This window comes from Gilliamella sp. LMG 34359 (assembly GCF_984569085.1).
Genome location: NZ_OZ474906.1, coordinates 286,736 through 307,661, shown reverse-complemented (window position 1 = coordinate 307,661; position 20,926 = coordinate 286,736). Strand labels below are relative to the sequence as shown.

The window sequence follows — 20,926 nt, the reverse complement described above, 5'->3', positions numbered from 1 at the left end:
GGCTGACTATTTTTATAAAGGTTTAAAATTATGATTCAAAAAGAAGCAACATCAGCAATTGATAAGGCTATTTCAGTTTTAGATGTGATTAGTAATTGCGCTGCAGGTGTGACAATTAATGAAATCATTGAAGCGACCAAACTAAACAAAATTATTATTAAGAAGATATTAAAAACATTACTTGATCGAGAATATGTTTTTTTTGATGAAAAATCAGATAAATATACATTAGGGTTCAAATCACTTGAACTAGGTATATCAGGTTTAGTAAATGTTAATATTGTTGATGTTGTTATTCCATTTATCAAATCACTTTCAAATACAATAAATGAAACCTGTTTTTTAGGGGTCTATAATAGCGGTAATGTTGTCTATTTATATAAGAGTGAAGGGAATAATGCTATTCACACCAGCTCCAATTTAGGCCATATGCGCCCAGCATACTGTACCGGATTAGGTCGAATATTACTTTCACATCAATCTCAACAAGAGATCGATAGGGTATTGCTTTCTCCACTATTAAAACATACTAAAAACACCATAACAGATACCCAAAAGCTTTATGATATTTTAGATGAAGTTCGCCGAGAAAATATTGCTTATGATTGGGAAGAGGTTGAAGAAGGACTTATTTGCGTAGCATCAGGTATTTTTAATTACAGCAATGATGTCGTTGCAGCATTAAGTATTACTGGTCCTAGCAATCGAATGCAAAACCAAATGAAAAAATGCGCCTCTTTATTAAAAGAGACGACTAATTCAATTTCTTCCAGATTAGGATATATTGCAACCAAATAACCTGATTAGGTGGTTTTCATTTTATTGTTAAAACGTTTATCGTTTAAATTAAGTTATTCATAGCTTCAGGAGGAATGATGGCTCCTCGATATTGAATAACGGTTCCCGCTAAATCGTGACCTTTTTGGATTGCATCTTCAATTGTTCCACCTTTTAATCGAACGGATAAATAACCGGCACTAAATGAATCGCCGGCGGCAGTAGTATCAACGATTTTATCTTTAGTAATAACATTAGCAGGTACTTCTACACGTTCATTTAAAGTTTCGACTATACAGCTTTCACTTCCTCTTTTGATAATAATTTCAGAAACATTTAACTTTTTACTACGAATAATACTATCTTGATAGTGGGTATTGCCCCAAAGTAACTGTTCATCATCCTGCGTCAAAAATGCTATATCGGTATAAGAAAGAATTTTAGAATAAACATTTTGCGCATATTCCTGACTACGCCATAATCGAGGGCGATAGTTATTATCAAAAATCACTTTACCGCCATTGGCTTTAAATTTTTCTAATAACTCGATCAGTTTATCTATACTATATTCATCTAAAATAGCAATACTAATTCCACTTAAGTAAATATAATCAAATGTGGTTATTTTTTCACAGATCTGTTCTGTTTGTTCCGTTTTTAACCAAAACTTTGCCGCAGCATCATTACGCCAATAATAGAATGATCGCTCACCATTACTATCAGTCATAATGGCGTACAATCCCGGTATTTTATTATCTAATTGTTGGATGAGATCGGTTTTGATGTTCTCTTTTTGCCATTGATCTAACATCTCTTGGCTAAATGGATCAATACCGAGCCCGGTGACATAATGAATAGAGGCTTGGTCATTGGGAAATAAACGGGACAAATAAACAGATGTATTTAAAGTATCACCACCAAAACTTCTAGTTGTTAAATTATCTTTAATTGAGAGTTCAATCATGCACTCTCCGATTACCGCGATATTTATACTCATCACTATTCCTTATCAGGTATTGTTGATAATCTAAATAACCAAATCAGGTGAAGTCATACAAACCTGTTTTAGTTATTGTTACAATTAGTTACAAGTCAATCTATAGCGACTTTAACAACCACTTTACGAATTTTTTCTGCTTTGCCAGCAACAATACACAGTGGTTTATGTACTTCTTTAGGATAAAAAATGACAAAATCCTTAGGTTGCATAACAAACATTGTCTCTTCTACTGGCGCTTTTACAAATGCAATATCCCCATTAATTAGTTTATCTTCAATTACCTCAGAATGAGGTGGAAGTGTAGATACTGCCATACCTTCTTGTCCAGACAATACAATTTGAATATCAATATATTTAGCATGATATTCATATTTACCTTCTTCTTGAGTTCTCGATAAGGTTTCTGAAACCATATAAAAAACATCATCACCATCAATGGTATAACGTCCATTTTCTGTATTATCATTGACCTCTTTTTTTACTGTTTCTATTGCATGTTTGAGTTTATTTGGTAAGTAAGGGATTAACTCAAGATGTTCAATATTGCCAATAATCATAATGTCCTCCTAGACATCTTAATTATTGGTGTTAACTGTTAACCAATAATTAAGATAAAATTAATTTAAAAAAACGACTATCTACCTAACCATCCACCATCAACAGCAATGGTAAAACCATTGATATAATCAGATGCACTAGAGGATAAAAATACTGCGGCACCACCTAAATCCTCAGGATTTCCCCATCGTCCGGCCGGAATCCGTTCTAGAATTTGACGATTACGCGTTTCATCGTTCATCAATGCTGTATTCATTTCGGTAGCAATATAACCAGGAGCGATACAATTGATGGTAATCCCCTTAGATGCCCATTCATTGGATAGTGATTTTGAAAAACCAGCCACTGCCGATTTAGCAGCTGTATAAGCTGGGATGGTATATCCGCCTTGGAACGCCAATAAAGAAGCAATATTGACTATTTTTCCGTAACCTTGCTCAATCATGTGTTTACCCACTTGTTGACACATAAAAAATACTGCATTCATATTAATATTAATGACGAGATCCCAATCATTTTTCGGAAAATCAACGGAAGGGTGACGACGCTGTATACCGGCATTATTGATTAAAATATCAATATGTTGATATTTTTTAATGATATCTGAAATAAGATTTTCATATTTATCAAAGTTAGCTAGGTCAAATGTAATAGTTTCACAAGATACGTTATATTGTTTTATCGCTAACTCAGTTTGTTCATCACGAGCAACATCGATGATAATAATATTAGCGCCGGCATTAGCTAAGCTCATTGCTAGAGATTTACCTATTCCGCGAGAGGCTCCTGTCACAATGGCGTTTTTACCGGTTAAGTCAAAAGGGTTTTTATTTTTCATAATGGTATACCTTAAATTTATAAGCTTATTAATCAGAAAATTTAAATATTGTTTTAATTACGTTTTCACCGGTTAAAGCATTAGCAAATCCTTGTTTTGCTTCCTCTGGAGGCAATATGGTGAGTAATTTTTTATATGGAAAATCTTGTTGTATGAATTGGATTGCAGTTTCAAAATCCCTTGCTTCATACACTCTGGTACCAATGATGTTGAGTTCTTTAAACTCAATGTCGAGTAATTTAAATTCTGTCGGTTTTTTATATGAACCAACAATTTCAATCGTACCTTGAACTCTGACTAAATCAGTTAATTGCAAAGCAACAGAGGGATGAGCGGCACAGTCATAAACAATATCAGCACCGACTTGGTTGGTTAATTTTAATACTGTATTTAATACATCATCTTTTTTCGGGTTGATCACCGTAAAACCGAGATCTTTAGCTAAATTAATGCGGAAATCATTGGTTTCAATAACAATCACTTGTTTGGCGCCAGCTAGTTTCAGCACACTTGCTACACAAAGGCCAATTGTGCCAGCACCAAACACAACAACGCTATCACCTATCTTAAAAGGTGTTCTTGCTACAGCGTGAATACCTACCGCTAATGGTTCAACAAAAGCCCCCAAATCCATCGGAAAATCATTTGGTAAAACATGAATTTTACTTCTATCTACTTTCACATATTCAGCCATCCCCCCAGCGGTATCGATGCCATAAAGTTTAAGTGTTTTACAGACATGACTATTACCTGATTCACACGCAGAACATTTACCGCAAGAAATAAGTGGGCGCACACATACTTTAGTTCCAGTTGGTAATTGCTCATCGCCATTAACGACATAACCTGAAAATTCATGACCTAATACTAATGGTGCTTTGGCTCTAGGATGTACCCCTAAATAAATATTAAGATCAGAACCACAAATTCCCGCATGACTTACTTTTATTAATACTTCATTTTCATTAACTTCCGGTTCAACGGTTTGCTCACAAGCTACATCATTTGGACCTTTATAAATTATCGCTTTCATGTTTTATATCCTGTAATTGATAGATATTCTTATTTGTTTAAACAATAGAGTGGTTTTTCACCTTTTGCTAAGCGGATTGCTTCTTCAGCCGCTTTTCTTTTTAAATCTTGTTGAGATTGTTCTGAATACCAAGCAGCATGAGGCGTTGCAATGAAATTATCTAAGCTGAATAATTTTCTATCTGTTGGCGGTTCTTGCTTAAATACATCAAGCGCTGCACCAGCGATGGTATGATTTAATAATGCTTGATAAAGCGCTTCTTCATTTACAATGCCGCCTCTTGCGGTATTAACTAAATAGCAATTGCTTTTCATTTTTGAGAACTCTTTACTATCAATTAAGTTCTCGGTGCTCTTTGTTAATGGTAAATTAAGCGAAATAATATCTGAGTGGGCTAATAACTCATCTAAACTAACAAAGTCGATATAATCTGGAAGTTGCTCTTTTTTAGCTAATGGGTCAAAACCAATTACTTTTAATCCAATACCATGAAGTTTTTTGGCTAATGACAAGCCAATTCTTCCTAAACCAACAATGCCAGCAGTTTGTTCTTGTAATCGATAAATAGGAATAGCTTTTTCATAAGCCCAAATATTGCTTTTTGTATCTTTTATCAACAATGGTAACTTTCTGGCTAAAGCCATAATAAGAGCCAAGGCGTGATCAGCAACTTCATTTGTTCCATAATCAGGGACATTACAAACCGCTACGTTATTTTTAGTTGCTGACTCAATATCAATGGTATTAACACCAACACCATAACGGACAACACCTTTTAAATTTTTTAAAGAACTCAGTACGTTATCGGAAATAGTCGCATATTGTAAAATCAATGCATCTGCATCGTGACAAGCTCGGATAATATCTTCGGGTTGTGTGACGTTTAAGATTTCAAAATCCACACCCTCTTTAGTAAAAGTCTTTTTTTCAATGTCCATGGATTCATGGTCACAATCTGTAATATAAATCTTCATTCGTTTACCTCTATTAAATGGAATATCATTCCGAAATAATCATAATTAAGAATTTAAAAGAATGATATTTCATTTATTATTTATTGTGATCTGCGTCACATAAAATTTTAATCCATTATTAACATAATAAATGCTAACTATTTGTTTATTTTGTTTTTATTTATATGTTTTATTGTTTGGTATTTTTTTACTATTTTTTCTATCGCTATCCTTTATAAACAATATTCAATCGGGGTTGTTAATTTAGTTAATTTATCAATGAAAAAAATAATATTAAAAAATAATAGGTTGATTTTTAATTGGTGATGTTTATCACAAAATTAAGAATCAAAATTGATTTTATTTTATTATTTTGTATATTCAAAAAAGGAATGGTATTCCGAATATATAATTTTACTTAAAGTCTTTTTTACGTAAGTTAAATTAATTTATTTAAATCATATTGTTAATTTTTAGGAATGTATAAATGAAAATAAAAAAGTTTATTGATAAAGTCCCAGGAGGATTAATGTTAATTCCTCTTTTTCTTGGCGCCTTATGTAATACGGTTTTTCCTGGTGGAGGAAAATATTTAGGATCTTTTTCTAATGGATTAATTTCAGGAACAGTACCTATATTAGCCGTATGGTTTTTTTGTATGGGAGCTTCTATTGAGCTTAAAGCTACCGGCATGATGCTAAGAAAATCCGGTGTATTAGTCGTCACTAAAATCGCGACCGCATGGTTTGTAGCCCTTATTGCTGGTACTTTTTGGACCAATGGTTATATGGTAGAAGGTGGCATATTTGCTGGTTTCTCAATTCTTGCCTTAGTTGCTTCAATGGATATGACTAATGGTGGTTTATATGCTGCTTTGATGAATCAGTATGGTTCAAAAGAAGAAGCCGGTGCTTTTGTATTAATGTCTTTAGAATCCGGCCCTTTGATGACAATGGTCATTTTGGGGACTTCTGGCGTTGCTTCATTTGAACCAAGACTGTTTGTTGGTGCGGTATTACCTTTCTTAATTGGTTTTATGCTTGGTAATTTAGACTCTGATCTTCGAAAATTATTTGGTAACGCAGTACAGACATTAATTCCGTTCTTTGCTTTTGCACTAGGTAATAGCATAAAACTACAGGTTATTTTTGAAACAGGTTTAGCCGGAATCTTATTAGGCTTATTAGTCATAGTTATTACCGGTATTCCGCTTATCTTATCTGATAAATTTCTTGGTAAAGGAAATGGTACCGCGGGGGTTGCCGCCTCGAGTTCTGCCGGCGCCGCTGTGGCAACACCTTTATTGATTGCTGAAATGGTACCTGAATTTGCTCCAGTTGCTTCTGCGGCAACGGCAATGGTTGCCACGAGTGTGATTGTTACATCTGTTGTGGTACCGATTATCACTTCAATTTGGGCAAAAAAATTCAATCCAAATTTAATTAAAAATGATGAAGAGTTAATTCCTTCAACAAAAAGTGAATAAACAAATGTAATTAAGGAGAAATAGTATGAAAAAAATTTTAAGTTTTATGTTAGTTATCGTGTTATCAATTGGTTATAGTCATGCCGCTACACCAAATCAAAGCACGGTAGAACAAGCTGTAGAAACTATGCGATTAGCCATGCTTAGTGCCGATAAAGCACAGTTAGAAAATGTTGCATTACCTTCATTAACTTATGGCCATTCTAGTGCTGTGATTGAGAATAAAGCAGAATTTGTTGATGCAATAGTCAGTGGACGTTCTGGTTTTACCACGCTTGAATTTCAAGATCAAACCATCACCACTGAAGGTGATACCGCCATTGTTAGACACGTTTTTTCTGCTGATACCAACAATAGTGGTAAAATCGGTAAAGTAAAAATTGGTGTGATGTTAGTCTTCAAAAAAGTTGATAGTGATTGGAAACTACTTGCACGTCAAGCCTATAAACTTCCACAATAATAAATATCAATAAGCGTTACGATCGACATTTACCTGATTAGTAACGCTTATTTTGTGAAGTTTTAGAACTTTCCCACCCCCGCTCCTCAAAAAATCGTGGCAAAAATTTTGTCAATGTTCAATGTTCAATGTTAACGTAGATCCGTATTAGGATTTATTTAGTATTATGTTATTAACTAGGTTATTTACATATTTGGGTTATCAGCCATGTATAACACTTTGATAACACGAATATTACTTTAAAAACTTGACAGATTTACTATTTCATCACTTGCGTAACAACAAGGTCTGCATCTTATTTTTACCATGGTTGATAATACATATCGTTATAATTCACCATGGATTATATATCATTGCTATTCAGTGATGTCAGAGCGTAAAACAAATGAGGAACACTTGTATAATTGATAACCATTCCCGTTGAGATTTGAATTGAAATATTGGTGTCTTATAACTTAATGGTTTCTCGAACTAATATTTATCAGTTTAAGTAGATTTTATCAGACCTAGTTAAGTGAACGCTTTTTCATTATTAACAAATTGTTTGCATGTGGTATCACAATTGTAATTAATATTTCTTCTATTCTGGTCATAGCCCTATATCCTTGTGTTGGTATAAAACTTTTATAATCATGATTAAGTAGTTAAAAGCTATCTATATTTAATTGAATAAAAATACAATCAGCGCAACACCATAACACCTAATAGACACAATGGGTGGTGATAACATGCTTATTTATAAAGGAAAACTATATAGGGTTAATTGAATTTAAAGATTTAATAGCAGTAATTAATTGCGCAAAATAAAAAATTAAGAATGTTTTATGATACAAAGTTAACTATATCGGCAGCGATTACTGGCATAAAATTACAGGTATTTAATGTCACAAAATTATTTGAATCAAAAATAGTAATTCTTTTGCCAATTATACTAATATTGAACTGAATTAAGTCATGAATTAATAAATTGAATATTCAATTTACCCATTCATTGATATAAGAAATTAAGCGATGATGATATTTTCTAGATTGAAAACAACATTATGAAGATATTTGCTTCGAAATTTATCAAACCTGACGATATTTGAGAAATACTTAAACTTTTTTCATATAAAAGCAATATTCATATAAAAGCTATATGCAAAATTAACTATTCAAAAGCAATGTTGAACATGGGTTAATTAGCCTAAAAGTTATAAAGCAATCAATAATAATGAATATCTATCATAACTATACATTAACAGTTGTTTCAAACAAAATATACAATACAATATAACTACAACAGCATTATTCACGTTTCAACTAAATGCGATCAAGAAAATGACAGTGTTGTACTTGATCTTATTTTTGAAAAAGATCGATTGGACGATTATTCAATCGCGTAAGCTGATTAGTGTAATGTTCAGCTAAGATCAAAAATAAGAGTAGAAAAATAGGAATATAGGAGCTATCGGTTCACACTAAAGTAGTAAATATATCGACGCTTCACAAGCGGGAATAAATATTTAATGTTTGATGCTAGCCTTATGCAGTATATTACTAACATCCGCTTGCCTCTGTTGAGGACTTTTTAACAAAAATTGAGGAATGGATAATGGATCTTTATGAAATATTGGAACAACACAAGATTTGGGTTGAGACTTTGGGTCAAGAGGGTATAAAAGCCAACTTTTACGAAGCCGATTTGCGTGGTGCCAATTTGTTCTGTGCCGACTTACGAGAAGCCGATTTGCGAAGTGCTGACTTGAGCAATGCCCGCTTGTGCGGTGCCAACTTGAATGGTGCCCGTTTGTGCGGTGCTAACTTGCGCAATGCTGATCTGCGTGATAGCAATTTGTATGATGCCGACTTACGTGGCGCCAATTTGCTCGGTGCCAATTTGCGTGATGCTGATTTACCGGAATCAACATTCATAATACAGGGTGAAAAATATTTTATTTCAATAGTTAACGGAGATTGTGTCAACGTGGGTAATCAGTCTTATTCAGTTAATCAATGGCGTCAATTTAACCGACAAACTATTGAGGAGATAAATGGTAAAAAATTACTCAAATTTTACCCTCGCTTATTGGATATTATTGATTTTTATTGTGGAAAAGGTGATCGTCCTCAATGGCCTAATGAACAAAACTGTGTTGAGTAATACCGTTATAGAGTAAATGCCGATTGCACTAGCTAAAAAGTAGGTTTTGCAATAAATTTCATTCTGAATATTTTGATGAATAGAATGAGTCTAAAAAATAATAAGGTGGAATTTGATATTAAATACCGTATAAAGCCAATGTTTATATTAAGTTATGGCGTAAAATCAATAAAAAGTGGCGGTATGTTGCTTTGCATAAAGAGGTAACAATCTTCTTTCATGATTGCCAACTAAGAAAGCGACATTATTCAATTTTCAACTAAATATATTCAAAAAAATGGTAGTAATGTATTTAATCCTATTTTTGAATAAAACCAACTTTGACTATTATTCAATAGAGTGAGCTAATCAGTGTAAAGTTCAACTACGATCTAATATAGGCGTAGAAAACTAGGCAGAAAGGCGCTATCGGCTCATAATAAAGTAGTAAATATACCGAAACTTCACAAGTGGCAATAGCTTTTTAAGGTCTAGTATCAGCCTTATGCAGTGTATTACTAACATCCGCTTGTCTCTGTTGAGGTTTTTTTTATAAAAATTGAGGAATAGATAATGAATATTAATCATATATTGGAACAACACGAGATTTGGCTTGAAACCTTTTGTCAAAAGGGGAGTAGAGCTAACCTTTGCGGTGCCAATTTGCGCGGTGTAGACTTGAGGGGTACCAACTTGCGCAGTGCCGATTTGCGTGATGCTGATTTATGCGCAGCCGATCTGTCTAATGCCAACTTGTTCGGTGCCAACTTACCTGGTGCCAATTTGAGCGTAGCTAACTTGGGGGGGACTAGATTGTCTAATGCTAACTTGAGTGGAGCTAATTTGAGCGGTGCCAATTTGTGCTGTACCAACTTGAGTGATACCGACTTGTCTGGTGCTAACTTGAGTGGTAGCGACTTGAGTGCAGCTAGCTTGCGAGGTGCCAACTTGTGTGGTGCCAATTTGCGTAATGCCGACTTGTTCAATGTTGACCTCAGCGGTGCCAATTTGAGCGGTGCTGACTTGAGCGAAGCTAACTTGAATGGGGCCAACTTGCCCGATGGCAATTCGTGTAGTTCCGAGAATGTTTAATGTTGACTTGAGCAGTGCTAAAACAATTTATATTTATTGGAATCGACATTGTTAGTAGCATTGAACATTTAATGCCTAATTGCACTAGTAAAAAATTGGCGGCTCTCTGTTAGATTTTATTCTGAATATCTTGATGAATGAAAAAAGTCTAAAAATAATAAACTAGATTTTGATATTAGATATCGTATAAGGCTAACAGCAATATCTTACCTATTTCTGGTAAGTTATGGCGTAGAATCGATAAAAAGTAGCGATATGTTGTTATGGATAAAGACTGAATAATCTTCTTTCATGATTACCAACTAAGATAGCAACATTATGCAAGTTTCAGCTAAATACGGTCAAGAAAGTGATAGTTATGTATTTGAACTTATTTTTAAATAGGAAAATTTATTGATTATCAATAGGATGAGCTAACTAGTTTAATGTTCAAGTACGTTTTAAAATAAGAATAGAAAAATATGAAAACGGCTGCTATTGGCTCATAACACAGTAGTAAAAATATGGACGCTTCACAAGCAGGTGTAGAGTTTTTAAGGCTTGGTGCTTGCCTTGCGCAGTTTATTTCTAACATATGCTTGCCTCTTTTGAGGGCTTTTACTGAATTTGAGGAATGGATAATGAATATTAATGAAATATTGGAACAACACCAAATCTGGCTAGAGACTTTTTGTCAAAAGGGAGTTAGAGCCAACTTTTGCGATGCTAACTTGCGTGGTGCCGATTTGAGCAATGCCAACTTGCGCAGTGCCGACTTTCGCGGTGCCGATTTGCACGGTGCCAATTTGTGCAATGCTGACTTGTTCGGTGCCAACTTACCTATTGCCGATTTGAGCGAAGCCAATTTGCATGGTGCCAACTTGCAACATGCTGACATGTCACGAACCTACATGAGTGGTGCCGACTTAAGTGATACCAACTTGCGCAGTGTCAATTTTTGTGATGCTGACTTGCATGATGCTAACTTGAGCAATGCTGATTTGCGTGATGCCAAATTGAACCACACTGACTTAAGTGGTGTCAATTTGTGCGGTGCTAAGTTACGTGATGTAGAGTTGTGTGAAGCAAATTTAAGTTATGCTGACTTGTCCGGCACCAATTTGAGCTATACCAACATGTTAGCTGTTAATTTGAACGGTGCTGACTTGTGCCAAGCCAATTTACGTCGTGCAAATTTGGAAGGTAGCAATTTTATTGGTGCCAATCTGCAAGGTGCCGATTTGTCCGATGCCAACTTGTTTAATGCCTGCTTGTGCGGCGCTAACTTGAGTAGTGCCAGCTTGTGCGGTACTGACTTTCGTGGTGCCAACTTGTCTAATGCTGACTTGAGTGATAGCAACTTGTACGATGTCGACTTGCGCGATGCCAATTTGTGGGATGCTGAATTACCGGAATCAACATTCATAATACAGGGTGAAAAATATTTTATTTCAATAGTTAATGGGAATTGTGTCAGAACGGGTTATCGGTCCCATTCAGTCGATCAGTGGCGACAATTTAGCCAACAAACTGTTGAGGAAATAGATGGTGAAGAATTGCTCGAATTTTATCCTCGATTATTGGATATTATTGATTTTTATTGTGGAAAAGGTGATCGCCCTGAATGGCTTAAGGAACAAAATAATGACAAATAATGCTATTTAGAGTAAGAACCGATTACATTAGCTAAAAAGGGCAACGGTTAAATTTTATTCTGAATATCTTGTTGGATGGTAAGAATCTAAAAATAATAAGATAGATTTTGATATTTAATTCTATCTAAAGCCAATGTTTATATCTATTTATGGCGTAGAATCAATAAAAAGTGGCAATATGTTGCAATCGATAAAAACAGAATAATCTTCTTTTATAATTGCTGACATAGGAAAACCACAATAATGCATTTAATCCTGTTATTGAAATAGGTCGATTTAATTAATGTTCAATAAAATGAGTTGACTAGCTTAATGTTTAAGTCCGATCTAAAAATATACAGTAGAAAAGATGAATTAGTGAGAGCTATCGACTCATACTAAAGTAGTAAATATATGGACGCATCACAAGCAGGAGTAGATTTTTATAAGGCATAGCGCTTGCCTTAAGCTGTTTAATTCTAACATCCGCTTGCCTCTTTTGGTCGTTTTTTACTGAAATTGAGGAATGGATAATGAATATCAATGAAATATTAGAACAACACCAGATTTGGCTTGAGACCTCTGGTAAAGAGGGAATTCGAGCCAACTTGCATGGTATCGACTTGAGTCATGCCAACTTACGCAATGCTGACTTGTCCGGAGCCGACTTGCGTAATGTTAATTTGCGCGATGCCAACTTAAACGGTGCTAATTTATGGGGGGCTTACTTGCTCTATGCCAATTTGCGCCGAGCCGATTTGCGCGATACCAATTTAAACGGAGCCAACTTGAGCGGTACCAACTTGTGCAATATCAACTTGAGCAATGCTAACTTATGCGGTGCTGATTTAAGCTATGCCAACTTGCGTTGTTCTGACTTGAACGGTGCCAACATGCGCTATGTCGACTTGCACGAAGCCAACTTGTTCAGCGCCAATTTAAATAGTGTTAATTTATGCGGTTCCATTTTACAGGTCGCCAATTTGCGCAATGCTGACTTGTGCAATGCCAACTTGAGCGAAACCAACTTGTTTAGTGCCAATTTGCTAAATGCCAAATTACGTGGTGCCAATTTGTGTGATGCCGACTTAAGGGAAGCCAATTTGAGCGGTGCCAACTTGTGCGAAGCCAATTTGCGTGGTGTTAATTTGTGCAGCTCCGATTTACGTGGTGCTAACTTACGCAATGCTGACTTAAGCGGTGCCAACTTGAACAATGTCAACTTGTGCTGTGCCAACTTGAGCCGTGCCAACTTGAGCAATGTCGATTTGTACTTTGCCAATTTGAATGGTACCGACTTAAGCTACGCCAACTTGCGAGGTGCCAACTTGCGTAGCGCCGACTTGAGCAATACCGACTTACACGATGTTGACTTACGCGATACTGACTTGTGGGATGCTGATTTACCATTATCAACCTTTATAATAAAGGGTGAAAAATATTTTATTTCAATAGTAAACGGAGATTGTGTTAGAGCCGGCTCTTGGTCTTATACGGTTAATCAATGGCGGCAATTTAACCAACAAACTATTGAGGAAATAGGTGGCAAAAAATTACTAAAATTTTACCCTCGCTTATTAGATATTATTGATTTTTATTGTGAAAAAGCTGGTCGCCCCGAGTGGCTACAAGAACAAAACAATGACGAATAAAGCTGCTAGAGAACCATTACCGTTAGCCAATTAGAGTGTTGTATGGCAAACAAACACATGAACGCAATTTTTTGTAAATAAATAAGTGAAAACACAAAAATCACCTAGCATAAAGCTCATTAAGTAAGCGAAGAACATCAATTTAAAAATTTTTTAACCAATAATACTGCTTAGTGTTAGTTTTTTTGAAGAATGATAACGGTATTTTGTCCATGCCATAAATGGTTACAACATTACTTTGCATATAAAAAGATAAAAGTATCACCGATTGCTTCTTTAATTTAATAAAGGCTAGTGATGAAAAATTAATACCGCAAAATGAAGATGAAGATCATTTAGTACAGATTGCCCGAACTAAAAGAGAAAGTAATCGGATAAATCGTATCTTAAATATTTTGAGGAATGGAGAGAGCCTAAAATAACAAGGTAGATTTTGCTATCAAATAATGTATAAAGCTAACAATACCTGTTTCTCATAAGTATGACATAGTATCAATAATAAGTATTAGTATATTGCAATGGATAAAGATGGAACAATCTTCTTTTATGATTGCCAACCAAAAAAGCAATATTATTCAATTTTCAACTAAATACGATCAAGAATGTGACAAAATGTATCTAATCTTATTTTTAAAAAAAGACCGGCTTGACTATTATTCAATAAAATGAGCTAACTATTTTAATGTTCAATTACGATCTTAAATAAGAGTAAGGTACTATGAAAAGGGGGACTATCGACACATAATAAAGTAGTAAATATATGGACGATTGATGAGCAGGATTAAAGTTATCAAGACTAGTGATTAGCTATCTTTTGATGGCTTTACAAATAATGTGGAATGGATAATGAATATCAATAACCTATTGAAACAACACCAAATTTGGCTTGAAACTTTTCATCAATGGGGATGTAGAGCCAACTTAAGCGATGTTGACTTGCGTGGTGCCGATTTGTACGAAGCCAACTTGCGCTTTGCCAACTTGTCCGATGCTGACTTACGCAATGCTGATTTGCGTAGTGCCGACTTGTGCAATGCTAATCTGTGTGGTGCTGACATGGTCGAAGCCAACTTAGTTAATACTCGCTTGTGCAGAGCTAACTTGCGCGATGTCAACTTGAGTCGAGCAAATTTGCATGGTGCCAATTTATTCAGTACTAACTTATTCGATGCTAACTTGTCAGATGCCAACTTGCTTAGTGCCGACTTGCACGGTTGCGACTTATGTAATGCCGACTTATTTAAAGCCCGGTTGCGTGGTGCCAATTTGCGCGATGCAGACTTGCGACGTACTAACTTGCGTGAAGCCAATTTGCATGGTGCCAACTTGCGAGGTGTTGATTTACGCGAAGCCAACTTATGTGGTGCTGATTTGAGCAATGCCAATTTGTTCAAGGCTAACTTGAGCGGTGCCAATTTACGTGGTGTCAACTTGTATGGTGCCAACTTGCGAGATACAAGCTTACGCGGTGCCGACCTAAGTGATGCCGACTTGTGCGGTGCCAATTTTTGTAATACCAATTTGTTTGCTATTAGCTTGCGCGGTGCTAAGGTAATGCAGCTTTACCAGAAATATAGTTGAACAATGGCAACATGTTTCCGTTGATTATGTATTATCCAATGTATATTTTTCCATTATACAGTTAGCCAACTAGCTATGATTTTAGGTAAGTTGATTAGATGATTTTACCCGACAAAAAAGAGTAATTGAGTTTAGCTTAGCTAAAAATGAATTGTAGCTATAATTTAATTTTCGACGCTAATTATAGTTAACCGTAGCGGAGATGAAATATCATTAAGTAACGTTGTTATTGTCTGTGTAATTTTTAATTTTTCTTATTAACTGCATTGTATTATTTCATCAACAGATCAACCGTTTAGCTTGATGTTTTAGAAGTGTGCTCTCAAAAATCGCGGTTATTAACGTCTATTTTATGGTTTGATTTCTTTGTACTTAACTATTTATAAAACGGTATACAGTCCTCAATTATGTTTACTATCCTATCTCAGTAACCCAAACTAAAAAACTTTTATATTGCTAAATATAGTTGATCTATTGATCTAGTTATTGTTGCTTGTGGAGAAATATTTATCTGAAATAACTCAATTAATAAGTTTGATTATTGTATCTTTTCTGATTTACGCTTAATGTTATGGGCGGTTGATTTATGTGCAAAACTTAATGAAACGGTATAGACTTCCTAACTATTACCCTCATATCTCAATAACTGACTAAATAAGCATTACCCACAAAATATAAAAGGACAATTGGTATCGTTGTTGTTGGTAGTGAGTATTATCGCTTTCTCTTACTTATTAAATTCAATAGTTAAATAATTTTCTTTTTCGTATTTTGAGCGCTGTAGTTTATTCATGTATAATAGTGCCGTTTTTACGGTAGTAACGCAGATTGGCGTGTATGCTAGTGTAAAGTAGTTTACATTCTGACTGTCTACTGAAGCAATTAAATATTCATCAGACTGATGCTTATAAGCTTTTGCGTTAAGCATTAGCTATGACCAACTCTTTCATTTTTAAACAAAACAAGTCAGTATTACACTTGCAGATTTACACCCTAACAATAATGGTGTGTGATAATGTTTTGCGTTATTAGAATGAGTTTCTCCTTATTTTATTTTTGGTAAAAAAGATAATAATTTTGTGATAGTGTGGAATGCAAAAATGATTATAACTACCTGTTTTTATTTTTTAAAATGGATAACGCATTGATATGGCTTTAATTATAACAGAACGCTGTATTAATTGTGATATGTGTGAACCAGAGTGTCCAAATGAGGCCATCTCGATGGGGTTTGATACATATGAAATTGATCCCAATAAATGCACCGAATGCGTAGGTTATTATGATCATTCAACTTGTCAACGCGTTTGTCCGATTCAAAATGCGATTATTGCAGATCCAGACCATGTGGAAAGCCAAGAAGAGTTATTGGAAAAATTTAAGCAACTGACCCATTCTTCTTAGTCTGTTGTTTTAACTTCTATCCGTAACTCTTTAGGAATTTCGAAAGTAATATTTTCAGAAATACCTTCGGTTTCAATCATCGATGTACAACCTAAACTTTTTAGATGATCAATAACTTGTTTGACTAAAATGTCTGGGGCAGATGCACCAGCGGTTACGCCAATCCGTCGAGCATTGGCCAACCATTCTAGGTTAATGTCAGAGGCGTAATCGATTAAGTAGGCATTTTTGCTGTTGCGCCGTGCAAGTTCCGCCAATCGGTTTGAGTTTGATGAATTTTTAGAACCTACGACTAAAACAATATCGGCTTGTGAAGATAACTGTTTAACCGCTTGTTGACGGTTGGTGGTTGCATAACAGATATCGTTTTTACGGGGACTACGAATATTGGGAAATCGATTTTTTAACGCTTCAATAATCTCTGCCGTATCATCAACCGATAAGGTGGTTTGTGTGGTAAAACAGAGATGATTATCATTTTTGACCTGTAAGTTTTCTACATCTTCAATCGATTCAACTAAATAAATGCCACCAGCAGGGTTACTGTATTGTCCCATTGTGCCATCAACTTCAATGTGACCGGCATGACCAATAAGAATAACCTCTTCACCTCGATAGCTCGCTCTGGCGACTTCCATATGAACTTTGGTTACTAATGGACATGTTGCATCAAATATGCGTAGTTGACGGCGTTTTGCTTCATCACGAACCGCTTTAGATACACCATGAGCGGAAAATATAAGGATACTATCGTCCGGTACCTCATGGATCTCTTCAATAAATATTGCGCCTAGCTCTTTAAGGCGATTAACTACGTAGCGGTTATGTACAACTTCGTGGCGAACATAAACCGGAGCACCAAATAGTTCCAGTGCGCGTTCGACGATAGTTATAGCTCGATCAACGCCGGCACAAAAGCCGCGAGGATTAGCTAATATAATCTGCATGTTAGGCGGTCTTTTTGGGTTTTGCATAATTGCCTAGGATGAATAATCCAATACCTAAACAAATTGCACAATCAGCAATATTAAAAGTTGGATAATGCCAATCACCAAAATTGACATCTAGAAAATCGACCACAAAGCCATGATAAAGCCGATCAAACAGGTTTCCTAAGGCGCCACCTAAAATCAGCGCTAATGAAATGTTTTCTAATTTTTGTTGCCGATTATTGCGATATAGCATATAGATAATCACTACACTGACAACAAATGCCACTGCGGCAAGTATCCAACGTTGACCCTCAAAAATACTGAAAGCCGCCCCAATATTGTGTACATAGGTGATCGAAAAGAAGGGCAAAAGATTTACTGATTCATATAAGAAAAAGTGGTTAAGAATCCAAAATTTACTCGCGATATCTATCACAAAAACGACTACCGCAAATAAAAACCAGTAAAGTCCGGTATCTTTTTTCATATAGTTCTCATTATAATAATGCCGCCGACAATCGTCGGCGGTAAGTATACTTAATTGCTATAAGATTATGTTTATAGCCCGGTTTATTTATCACTTAGGCAAAATGTCTAACTTCACCATTACCATGGATATTCTCTTCACAGCGTTTACATAAGTGAGTAGTTGGGTTGTTATCAACGGTATAGTGCCAACAGCGAGGGCATTTATCACCTTGGGCTTTAACAAGCTCAATTTTTAGACCTTGAATATCGCTTGTTACAGCTTGTTGTGGCGCGTTTTCTAAAGGCTTCACACTTGCTTGCGAAGTTAGTAATACGAACCGTAATTCGTTTTCTAATTTAGCAAGTGCTGTCGCAATTTCGCTATTGGCATAAAGAGTAACAGCAGCTTCAAGCGAACCACCAATAACTTTATCATTACGGCCTTGTTCTAAGACTTTATTGACTTCACTACGGATAGTTAAGATCTGAGCCCAATAAGCACTGTTCAATGTTTCACTTTCCGCTAAGGTAAAGAGTGAGTTATACCATTCATCTTCAAACACAAATTCAGATTTTTCACCAGCAGGTAGATATTGCCAAATTTCATCAGCGGTAAATGATAAAATTGGTGCAATCCAACGAACCATCGCTTGAGCGATATGATATAACGCCGTTTGACAGCTATGGCGCGCAATACTATCGCTTTTCGCCGTATATTGTCGATCTTTGATAATATCTAAATAGAATGACCCCATTTCAATTGAGCAAAATTGCATAATACGTTGTACAACTTTGTGGAAATCATAGTTTTCATAAGCCTGAATGATCTGTTCTTGAGCCTCTTTTGCCACACTGACAGCCCAGCGATCAAGTACTACCATATCCTCTGGTTTAACCATATCTTTAGCTGGATCAAAGCCATTTAAGTTAGCCAGTAAGAAACGGGCGGTATTACGAATACGACGATAACTATCGGCGGCACGTTTAATGATTTCATCTGAATAACTCATTTCCCCTGAATAGTCAGTCGAAGCAATCCATAAACGTAAAATATCCGCCCCAAGTTTGTTCATCACTTCTTGTGGCGTCACAATATTACCGAGTGATTTAGACATTTTACGACCTTGTCCATCAACCACAAAACCATGAGTTAATACTTGTTTATAAGGCGCTTTGTTATCAATCGCCGTTGATAACATTAATGAAGACATAAACCAACCACGGTGTTGATCTGAACCTTCTAAGTACATATCGGCTTCGTGGCCAGCAAATTCAGGACGCACGCCGACAACAGAGTAGAAGGTTGAACCTGAATCAAACCATACATCTAGCGTATCTGGTACTTTGCGATAGTCATCAGCATCAGGGCCTAATAGATCTTTAATATCGGCATCCCACCATGCTTGAATACCGTTTTGCTCCACCAATTTCGCCACTTTTTCGACTAACTGTAATGTGTCTGGATGTAACTCTTCAGTCTCTTTGTGTACAAATAGCGTCATTGGTACGCCCCAAGTACGTTGACGTGAGATACACCAATCTGGACGGTTAGCTACCATGGTTTCAATTCGCGCTTGTCCCCAATCAGGGATCCAACGAACTTGTTTAATCTCTTTTAGCGATTGGGCACGTAAACCTTGTTTGTCCATACTGATAAACCATTGTGGTGTTGCACGGTAGATAACCGGTGTTTTATGTCGCCAACAGCATGGGTAGCTATGTTCAATATTTTCAAAGTGTAGTAACGCACTGCGTTCTTTTAATAGTTCAACTACTACTTTATTGGCTTTAAAAACAAATAAACCATCTAATCCAGCGCCAGTTCCAGGTAAGTAACAACCATTACCTCCAACCGGGTTGGCGACTTCAAGGCCATATTTTTGACCGACGATAAAGTCTTCAGCACCGTGTCCAGGTGCGGTATGCACCGCACCAGTACCAGCATCAACCGTAACGTGTTCACCAAGTACAATTGGCTCATCAAAATCGAGGAACGGATGTTTGAAACGTAATAATTCAAGGGCATCACCTTGGCAAGAACCTAAAATTTTCCAATCAGTGATTTCAGCGCGTTTCATGACTGATTCAACTAAATCAGCAGCTAAGATTAAGCACTCTTTATCATTGATTTGGACTAGTTGATATTCTACTGTTGCATTAAGTGCAATTCCTCGGCTAGCTGGAAGTGTCCATGGTGTAGTGGTCCAGATAACGGCATAAATGGTTAAATCGGTATTGATACCAAATTTACTCGCTACCGCTTGATTGTCGGTGGCTTGGAATTTGACATCAATTGCCGGTGATGATTTATCATAATATTCAACTTCGGCTTCAGCTAACGCTGACATACAATCGGTACACCAATAAACTGGTTTAGCACCTTTGACTAAATGGCCATTTTCAATCACTCTACCTAAAGCCCGAATAATATTCGCCTCAGTATCATAGTTCATTGTACGATATGGGTTTTGCCAATCGCCAAGTACCCCCATACGAATAAAATCAGCTTTTTGTAGTTCAACTTGTGAAGCAGCGTAATCGCGACAAATCTGGCGAAACTCGGCCGGTGTTACTTTTACGCCAGGTTTACCAACTTGTTCTTCAACTTTTTGCTCAATCGGCAAACCATGACAATCCCATCCTGGAATATACGGGGAGTCATAACCACTCAAGCCTTTTGATTTGATAATAATATCTTTAATTATTTTATTAACGGCATGACCAATATGAAGTTTTCCGTTTGCATAAGGAGGGCCATCATGCAAAATAAAGGTTTTTTTGCCTTTTTTCACTTGACGGATTTTGCGATAAAGTTCTTTATCGTACCAATTTTGCAACATTGCCGGTTCACGTTTAGCAAGATCGCCTCGCATAGGGAATCCGGTTTCCGGTAAATTCAATGTATTTTTATAGTCTGTCATGCTAATTTATTCCAGTTAATTTTGTTGATACTACTT

Annotated in this window: 17 protein-coding genes; 9 read left to right on the top strand and 8 right to left on the bottom strand. The window is 36.0% G+C overall.

Annotated features, from left to right (window positions below; translation table 11 throughout):
* Positions 1–30 precede the first annotated feature (30 nt).
* A complete protein-coding gene (locus AC5LXV_RS01550) occupies positions 31–798 on the top strand; it encodes an IclR family transcriptional regulator (RefSeq protein ID WP_110432242.1) in 768 nt (255 codons plus the stop codon).
* A gap of 43 nt (positions 799–841) precedes the next feature.
* On the opposite strand, the gene kdgK is transcribed toward AC5LXV_RS01550, so the two are convergent.
* The 5 genes from kdgK to AC5LXV_RS01525 form a co-directional block, all read right to left on the bottom strand.
* Positions 842–1,774: a 2-dehydro-3-deoxygluconokinase gene (gene kdgK, locus AC5LXV_RS01545; RefSeq protein ID WP_493445603.1), complete on the bottom strand. Its 933-nt coding sequence runs from the start codon at positions 1,772–1,774 to the stop codon at positions 842–844.
* A gap of 95 nt (positions 1,775–1,869) precedes the next feature.
* Positions 1,870–2,334: a NanQ anomerase/TabA/YiaL family protein gene (locus AC5LXV_RS01540; protein WP_493467206.1), complete on the bottom strand. Its 465-nt coding sequence runs from the start codon at positions 2,332–2,334 to the stop codon at positions 1,870–1,872.
* Positions 2,335–2,411: 77 nt separating this feature from the next.
* Positions 2,412–3,173 carry a 2-dehydro-3-deoxy-D-gluconate 5-dehydrogenase KduD gene (gene kduD / locus AC5LXV_RS01535; protein ID WP_110422385.1) on the bottom strand — a complete coding sequence of 254 codons (762 nt, stop codon included), beginning with the start codon at positions 3,171–3,173 and terminating at the stop codon, positions 2,412–2,414.
* Between the two features lie 28 nt (positions 3,174–3,201).
* Positions 3,202–4,206: a zinc-dependent alcohol dehydrogenase gene (locus tag AC5LXV_RS01530; protein ID WP_493445601.1), complete on the bottom strand. Its 1,005-nt coding sequence runs from the start codon at positions 4,204–4,206 to the stop codon at positions 3,202–3,204.
* Between the two features lie 29 nt (positions 4,207–4,235).
* The gene (locus AC5LXV_RS01525) at positions 4,236–5,180 is read right to left on the bottom strand and encodes a C-terminal binding protein (RefSeq protein ID WP_493467205.1); all 945 of its coding nucleotides are present in this window, start codon (positions 5,178–5,180) and stop codon (positions 4,236–4,238) included.
* Between the two features lie 466 nt (positions 5,181–5,646).
* On the opposite strand from AC5LXV_RS01525, the gene kdgT reads away from it, so the two are divergent.
* From kdgT to AC5LXV_RS01485, 8 genes are all read left to right on the top strand, one after another.
* Positions 5,647–6,645: a 2-keto-3-deoxygluconate transporter gene (gene kdgT, locus AC5LXV_RS01520; protein WP_110432246.1), complete on the top strand. Its 999-nt coding sequence runs from the start codon at positions 5,647–5,649 to the stop codon at positions 6,643–6,645.
* Between the two features lie 25 nt (positions 6,646–6,670).
* The gene (locus AC5LXV_RS01515; protein WP_110432247.1) at positions 6,671–7,105 is read left to right on the top strand and encodes a nuclear transport factor 2 family protein; all 435 of its coding nucleotides are present in this window, start codon (positions 6,671–6,673) and stop codon (positions 7,103–7,105) included.
* 1,594 nt (positions 7,106–8,699) lie between these two features.
* Positions 8,700–9,248 carry a pentapeptide repeat-containing protein gene (locus tag AC5LXV_RS01510; protein WP_493467204.1) on the top strand — a complete coding sequence of 183 codons (549 nt, stop codon included), beginning with the start codon at positions 8,700–8,702 and terminating at the stop codon, positions 9,246–9,248.
* A gap of 552 nt (positions 9,249–9,800) precedes the next feature.
* Entirely contained in the window at positions 9,801–10,319 is a 519-nt protein-coding gene (locus AC5LXV_RS01505) for a pentapeptide repeat-containing protein (protein ID WP_493467203.1), read from the top strand.
* Positions 10,320–10,939: 620 nt separating this feature from the next.
* Complete coding sequence (locus AC5LXV_RS01500; protein WP_493452359.1) at positions 10,940–11,953, top strand: pentapeptide repeat-containing protein; 1,014 nt, start codon at positions 10,940–10,942, stop codon at positions 11,951–11,953.
* A gap of 512 nt (positions 11,954–12,465) precedes the next feature.
* Positions 12,466–13,584, top strand: coding sequence for a pentapeptide repeat-containing protein (locus AC5LXV_RS01495; RefSeq protein WP_493467202.1), 1,119 nt, complete (start codon positions 12,466–12,468; stop codon positions 13,582–13,584).
* A gap of 846 nt (positions 13,585–14,430) precedes the next feature.
* Positions 14,431–15,165: a pentapeptide repeat-containing protein gene (locus tag AC5LXV_RS01490; protein WP_493445597.1), complete on the top strand. Its 735-nt coding sequence runs from the start codon at positions 14,431–14,433 to the stop codon at positions 15,163–15,165.
* 1,149 nt (positions 15,166–16,314) lie between these two features.
* Positions 16,315–16,569 (top strand): YfhL family 4Fe-4S dicluster ferredoxin, encoded by a 255-nt coding sequence (locus AC5LXV_RS01485; protein ID WP_110432253.1) that lies wholly within the window; start codon positions 16,315–16,317, stop codon positions 16,567–16,569.
* Here AC5LXV_RS01485 and ispH read toward each other — a convergent pair.
* The 3 genes from ispH to ileS all read right to left on the bottom strand — a co-directional run bounded on the left by ispH (position 16,566) and on the right by ileS (position 20,890).
* A complete protein-coding gene (gene ispH, locus AC5LXV_RS01480) occupies positions 16,566–17,516 on the bottom strand; it encodes a 4-hydroxy-3-methylbut-2-enyl diphosphate reductase (protein WP_493452442.1) in 951 nt (316 codons plus the stop codon). The genes AC5LXV_RS01485 and ispH overlap by 4 nt on opposite strands.
* Position 17,517: 1 nt before the next feature.
* Positions 17,518–17,988, bottom strand: coding sequence for a signal peptidase II (lspA, locus tag AC5LXV_RS01475; protein ID WP_110432255.1), 471 nt, complete (start codon positions 17,986–17,988; stop codon positions 17,518–17,520).
* A gap of 94 nt (positions 17,989–18,082) precedes the next feature.
* Positions 18,083–20,890, bottom strand: a complete 2,808-nt coding sequence (ileS, locus tag AC5LXV_RS01470) for an isoleucine--tRNA ligase (RefSeq protein WP_493467201.1) — start codon at positions 20,888–20,890, stop codon at positions 18,083–18,085.
* Positions 20,891–20,926 lie beyond the last annotated feature (36 nt).